At 63.8% G+C, this 6,096-nt stretch carries 4 protein-coding genes; 2 read left to right on the forward strand and 2 right to left on the reverse strand.

Annotated features, from left to right (window positions below; translation table 11 throughout):
* Positions 1-257: 257 nt before the first annotated feature.
* Both H0W47_RS18005 and H0W47_RS18010 read right to left on the reverse strand, forming a co-directional pair.
* Positions 258-1,952 (reverse strand): phospholipase D family protein, encoded by a 1,695-nt coding sequence (locus H0W47_RS18005; protein ID WP_296926902.1) that lies wholly within the window; start codon positions 1,950-1,952, stop codon positions 258-260.
* Positions 1,953-2,079: 127 nt separating this feature from the next.
* Positions 2,080-4,008, reverse strand: coding sequence for an ABC-F family ATP-binding cassette domain-containing protein (locus H0W47_RS18010; RefSeq protein ID WP_296926904.1), 1,929 nt, complete (start codon positions 4,006-4,008; stop codon positions 2,080-2,082).
* A gap of 136 nt (positions 4,009-4,144) precedes the next feature.
* Between H0W47_RS18010 and H0W47_RS18015 the strand changes: the two genes are divergently transcribed.
* A complete protein-coding gene (locus H0W47_RS18015) occupies positions 4,145-4,621 on the forward strand; it encodes a (2Fe-2S)-binding protein (RefSeq protein ID WP_296926906.1) in 477 nt (158 codons plus the stop codon).
* Positions 4,618-6,096: molybdopterin cofactor-binding domain-containing protein (locus tag H0W47_RS18020; protein WP_296926908.1), on the forward strand; the 1,479-nt coding region annotated here is incomplete at its 3' end. The genes H0W47_RS18015 and H0W47_RS18020, both read left to right, overlap by 4 nt.

The following is a 6,096-nucleotide window of genomic DNA, read 5'->3' on the forward strand; positions in this document are numbered from 1 at the left end:
GAGCTCGGCGCTATGGCGCCGACGTGTCTTCCTGAACTCTTTCATGGTGTCCACCTAAATTCATTGGTGGACACCATCGTTGCCGCTTACGCGCTCAAACTCAAGAAGGGGTTGGCCAGACGCTTACGGATCACGCAAAAGGGCGGGGGCTTGACATGGCGCCAAGGTGCCGGGTTTAACCTTGCGGTGTCCTTCAGGAGTCCACGCCCATGACTCCCCCTTGCCAAGCAGCATTTCCCTTCCGCCCGGCCGTCCGCCTAAAGCATTTCTTCGGGCGCGAAAGGGCCAATCAGCTTGAGCATCAGCTTGAGCCCAGCGCTGGCGTCGGGCTCGGTTCGCGCATCCTTCAGTACCGAGCCTTGGGGTGCGCGCCAGACAAGCAGCCCGTTTTCCAGTTCTACCTTGTAGGCCCCTCGCGCCATAGCCGGCTCGATCAGCGCGATGGTGTCATTGGCCAGCTTGGCGCTGCGGATGGCCAGCGCCACTTCGGTGTTTTGCAGTTGCGAACGCAAGTCCAGGTTCATCGAGCCGATCACCAGCAAGCTGCGATCCAGCACCACCATTTTGGAGTGCAGGCTGGCCCGCGAACCGCTGGTCGAGCCGGAACTCCCCGTCGAGCCGAAGCTGGTCAGCGAGCCCTGCTGCTCGGCACGCATTTCGTAAATCTCGATCCCAAGGGCCAGCAGTTCCTTGCGATAGCGGGCGTAACCCACATGTGCGGCGGGCGCGTCGTTGGATGCCAGCGAGTTGGTCAGCACACGGATGCGCACACCTTTTTGCCGGATCGCCGTGAACTGATCCATCATGCGCCGTCCGGGCACGAAGTAGGGCGAGACAATCAGCAGGTCGCTGCTGGCCTGCGACATCAGTTGCAGCAGGCCGTCAACGGTGGTGTCCTGCGCCTCCTTCACATCATCCGCGTCGGCGGCAATTTTGGATGGTTTGTCGACCAGCAGCACCGCCGGGGCCCAGGTCCAGTCGAGCAGCGCGAGGTTGGTGCTGTCGGGCAGCGGTTCGATCACGCTGACCGTGCCGTCGGGGGCGGTGGTGGTGCGCACGCCGGCCGGTTTGGCTGGCGCTGGTGCGGCGGCGCTGGCAGTGCCGGCACCGTCGGTGCCCGGTAATGCGGGGTTGTCCAGCGGGGCGGCTGTTTTGGGAGCGGGCGGCGCTTTGAGCTTTTCGATGTCTTCCCGGGTCATCAAGGACTGCACCGGATAGGCCAGCGGATTGTTCCAGTAGAGGTCGAAGCTGCGCGAGAGTTCGCGTGCAATGCGGCCGGCTGCCAGCACGTCGGCGTCGATGAAGTTGGTGTTTTCACCCTGGCCGAAATAGGTCTCGCCGAGGTTGCGGCCGCCGGTGATGGCGATCGCGTTGTCGGCGACAAAAATCTTGTTGTGCATGCGCCGCTGCATGCGGTCCACATCGTTCAGCGAGCCCAGAAGACGGAAAAACAGTGAACCGCGGCCGCCCGGCAGCGGGTTGAATAGCCGCAGTTCGATGTTGCGTTCGAAGGCGATCTTCAGCACCTGGGCGTTTTTACCTGCGGTATTGAAGTCGTCGAGCAGGATACGGATGCGCACGCCGCGTGCGGCTGCGGCGCGCAGGGCATCGAACATGCGGTCCGTCGTTTCGTCGGCGTGGATGGCGTAATACTGGATGTCCAGGGTTTTTTCCGCAGCGTTGATCAGCGCCATGCGGCTGGTAAAAGCCAGCTCGGCGCTGTTGACCAGCGCGAACCCCGAATCATTGCGCGTGCCCGCCTTGGCGGCGCGCTGCTGCACCGCATTGCCGAGACGGGTTTTTTCGGGGTTGGCCAGCGCGGTGGACACCGGGCGGTCGACTTCGCTGGGCAACGAGGCGCAGCCGGCGAGCCAGACCACCAGCGTTAGCAAGGCAAACCACCGCCAGGCGGTGGAAGTCAGGGTGGCAGGCGACGGCGCACAGAGGTTCATGAGGGGGGCTTTGGAGTTGCAAGCCACTGTAGCGTAAGCAGGTGTTTCAGCGGGGGATGACCCCGACCGACACTTGCCCAATATCTTGTAGGCGCCCGCCTCGAAGCCAGCGGCGCGCCCGCTGCCGCTAGCCCGACAGCGCTTCCCAGCGCTGCAACGCGTCCATCAGCTCTTCCTCGATCTTGCTGTTGCGGGCATTCAGCTCGGCCGCACGTTTGGCATTGCTGGTGTAAAGCGTGCCGTCGAAGAGTTCCTGTGTGATCGCCTTTTGCTGTGACTCCAACTGCTGGATCAGCGCCGGCAGGCCGTCCAGTTCACGCTGCTCCTTGTAACTCAGCTTCTTTTTTGATAGCGCCTCGCGCCCGTCCTGCATGGGCTGGGACGTGTTTTTGCCTGAAGTTTTGGCGGCGGCGGAGCTGGTGGGGGTTTTGCTGCTGCCGGCCAGCTGGGCCGCGCGTTTCGATTGGGTCAGCCAGTCCGTCACGCCGCCTTCGTACTCACGCCAGAAGCCCGGGTTCTCAGGCGTGCCTTCGTAGGCAATCGTGCTGGTGACCACGTTGTCCAGGAAACGCCGGTCATGGCTGACCAGAAACACCGTGCCTTCATAGTTCTGCAGCAGGTCTTCCAGTAGTTCCAGGGTGTCGATGTCCAGGTCGTTGGTCGGCTCGTCCAGTACCAGCACGTTCGCCGGGCGGGCGAACAGCCGCGCCAGCAGCAATCGGTTGCGTTCACCGCCGGACAGCGTGCGCACCGGTGAGTTGGCGCGCGCTGGCGAAAAGAGAAAGTCGGTCAGGTAACTCTTGACGTGCTTTTTCTGGCCGTTGATTTCGACCCACTCGCTGCCGGGGCTGATGAAGTCTTCCAGCGTCGCGTCCAGGTCCAGGCTGTCGCGCATCTGGTCAAAGTAAGCCACCTGCAGGTTCGCGCCCTGGCGAATCTTGCCGGGCGGATTCGTCACGTCGGGCTGCAACTCGCCAAGAATGAGCTTGAGCAGCGTGGTTTTGCCCGCGCCATTCGGGCCCAGCAGGCCCACCTTGTCGCCGCGCAGCAGGGTGCCGGTGAACTTGTTGACGATGATTTTTTCCGAGCCCGGGTGGCCAAAGCTTTTGGACACATCGGTCAGTTCCGCCACGATCCTGCCGCTTTTTTCACCGCTGGAAACATCGAGGTTGACTCGGCCGACCGCATCCCGCCGTGCGGCGCGGTTGTCGCGCAGCGCTTCAAGCCGGCCGATACGGGCCACGCTGCGGGTGCGACGCGCTTCCACGCCTTTGCGAATCCACACTTCTTCTTGCGCCAACAGCTTGTCGGCCTTGGCGTTGATCACGGCTTCTTGCGCCATCTGGTCTTCTTTTTGCACCAAGTACTGCGCAAAGTTGCCGGGGTAGGTCAGCAGCTTGCCGCGGTCCAGCTCGACGATGGCTGTCGCGACTTGATCGAGAAAGGCCCGGTCGTGAGTGATAGTGATGATGCTGCCGTTGAAATTGACCAGCAGTTCTTCCAGCCAGGCAATCGAGTCCAGGTCCAGGTGGTTGGTCGGTTCATCCAGCAGCAGCACGTCGGGCTTGGCGACCAGCGCCTGGGCCAGCGCCACGCGTTTTTTGGTGCCGCCTGAAAGCGAGCCGACGATGGCGTCCTTGTCCAGATGCAGGCGGTGCAGGGTTTCCTCGACGCGCTGCTCCCAGTTCCAGCCGTCCAGCGCCTCGATTTCGGACTGCAGGGCGTCCAGGTCGGTGTGTTCGTCGGCCGCCAAATATTGCTCTACTACGTGCCTGGTCCTTGCCAGTCCTGCGCTGGCAGCTATGAAAACAGTAGCATGCGGGTCCAGGCTGGGCTCTTGCGGCACGTAGGCAATGCGCAGGTTGTTTTGCAGCTGCAAGGTGCCGTCGTCGGGCTTTTCCAGCCCGGCGAGGATTTTGAGCAGCGAGGATTTGCCGGTGCCGTTGCGGCCGATCAGGCCGATGCGCTGGTTGGTTTCGAGTGAAAAATCTGCGTGGTCCAGCAGGGCGACGTGCCCAAAAGCGAGTTGAGCGTCAAGAAGTGTAATTAGTGCCATGTTGCTAGGGATTATCCGGGTGCGCCGTTTTGCATGCTGGAGTTCGGGCTATTGCAGCCCACGGGTCGTCGCTATAGTTAACCGGAATCTGCGGCGCAGCTCCCCCTGATCCGCCCGCCCACCGGAAGCCTGGCCCATGGATTTACAGATCAACGGAAAACTTGTGCAGGTCGATGCCGACCCGGCTATGCCCCTGTTATGGGTGTTGCGGGACCTGCTCAACATGACGGGCACCAAGTTTGGCTGCGGTGTGGCGGCCTGCGGCGCTTGCACCGTGCGGATCGACGGCCAGGCGGTCCGCTCCTGTATCACGCCGGCATCGACTCTGGCCGGCAAACGCATCCAGACCATTGAAGCGCTGGGCAGCCCCGGCAAGCTGCATGCGCTGCAGCAGGCCTGGATTGCCGAGCAAGTGCCGCAATGCGGCTATTGCCAGTCCGGCATGCTGATGGCGGCTGCAGCCCTGCTTGAAAAGACACCCAAACCCACCGACGCCGACATTGATGCGGCCATGACCAACCTCTGCCGTTGCGGCACCTACCAGCGCATCCGCGTGGCAATCAAGCGCGCGGCTGGCATGGGCTCCGCCGGCCCCGCGAAGAAGCGTGCATGAAAAGAAGGACGTGGCTGTTCAGTGCTGCCGGTGCAGCCGGCGCGTTGATCGTGGGTTGGGGCCTGCTGCCACCGCGCTCGCGCACCGGCTCCGGCAAGCTATGGCCGCCCATCGAGGGCGAAGTTGCACTGAATGGCTGGATCAAGGTCCTGCCGGATGGCGCGGTCCTGCTGGCTATGCCGCGCAGCGAGATGGGGCAGGGCGTCCACACGGCCTTGCCGATGCTGGCGGCGGAGGAGTTGGATCTGCCGCTGTCGCGCATTCACATCGCGCCGGCCGGCACCGATGCGATTTACGGCAATGTTGCGATGCTGGTGGTCGGCCTGCCCTTTCACCCGCAGGAGGCCGAGCAGCGCCCCTTCAAGGTGGAGGCTGGGCAATGGGTGGTTCGCAAGCTGGCGCGCGAGTTGGGCATCAATGCGACGGGCGGTTCCAGCAGCGTGGCCGATGCCTGGACCGTAGTGCGTACTGCCGCTGCAACCGCGCGGGCCTCGCTGCTGGGTGCGGCTTCCCTGCAATGGCGGCTGCCGGTGGCCGAGTTCACGGTGCGCGAGGGCGTGATTTCGCATCCCTCGGGTAAATCAGCCCACTACGGTGAGCTAGCCCGCTTCGCTGCCGCGACGCCGCCGGGCAAGGTCACGCTCAAGGAGCGCAAGGACTGGAAGCTGATCGGCCGGAGCGCGCCGCGCCGCGATATTCCAGACAAGGTCGACGGCTCGGCCCGCTTTGGAATCGACGTTCGCCTGCCGGGCATGTTGTATGCCTCCATTCGCCAGTGCCCCATGCTGGGCGGCGCACCCGGCGCCATCGATATCCCGGCCGCACTGACCATGCCGGGCGTGGAGCGTGTGCTGCGTTTGCCGGCCCATGCCGGCTCCACCGCTGGCTTTGCGGTGGTTGGCAAAAGCTGGTGGCAGGCTCAGCAGGCAGCGCAGGCTGTGGCTGTCAACTGGCAGCAGCGGCCCGCCGGGGCCCTGGATTCGCGCCGGATCGAAGCTGAGCTGGAAGCTGCACTTCAGGAAGGGCGCGGCCTCACCTTTTATGAGAAAGGTGCGACGGACCAGGCCGAAGCCGGCGCCACGCGCCATATCGAGGCGGTGTACCGCGCACCCTATCTGGCCCACGCGACCCTGGAGCCCATGAACTGTACGGCGCAGGTCCGTGACGGCAAAGTCCATATATGGGCACCGACTCAGGTGCCGCAGATGGGCGCTGCCATCGCCGCGCGAGTTGCCGGTGTGCCGGTGGAGGATGTGAGCGTGACCGTCACGCTGCTGGGCGGCGGCTTTGGCCGCCGATTGGAGGTGGACTACATCGCCCAGGCCGTGCGCGTCGCCATGGATTGCGGCGGCCGGCCGGTGCAATTGATCTGGTCGCGTGAGGAAGACAGCACGCATGACTTCTATCGGCCCATGCAGGTCGCGCGCTTGCGCGCCTCGCTGGATACGAATGGCCAGGTCAGCAGCCTGCGCATC

Origin of the sequence: Polaromonas sp., from assembly GCF_013817205.1 — a bacterium.
Taxonomy (GTDB): Bacteria; Pseudomonadota; Gammaproteobacteria; order Burkholderiales; family Burkholderiaceae_C; genus Polaromonas.

Coding starts and splice junctions, on each gene's coding strand:
- H0W47_RS18005 (WP_296926902.1), bottom strand. CDS start 1,952: ATGAACCTCTGTGCGCCGTCGCCTGCCACCCTGACTTCCACCGCCTGG.
- H0W47_RS18010 (WP_296926904.1), bottom strand. CDS start 4,008: ATGGCACTAATTACACTTCTTGACGCTCAACTCGCTTTTGGGCACGTC.
- H0W47_RS18015 (WP_296926906.1), top strand. CDS start 4,145: ATGGATTTACAGATCAACGGAAAACTTGTGCAGGTCGATGCCGACCCG.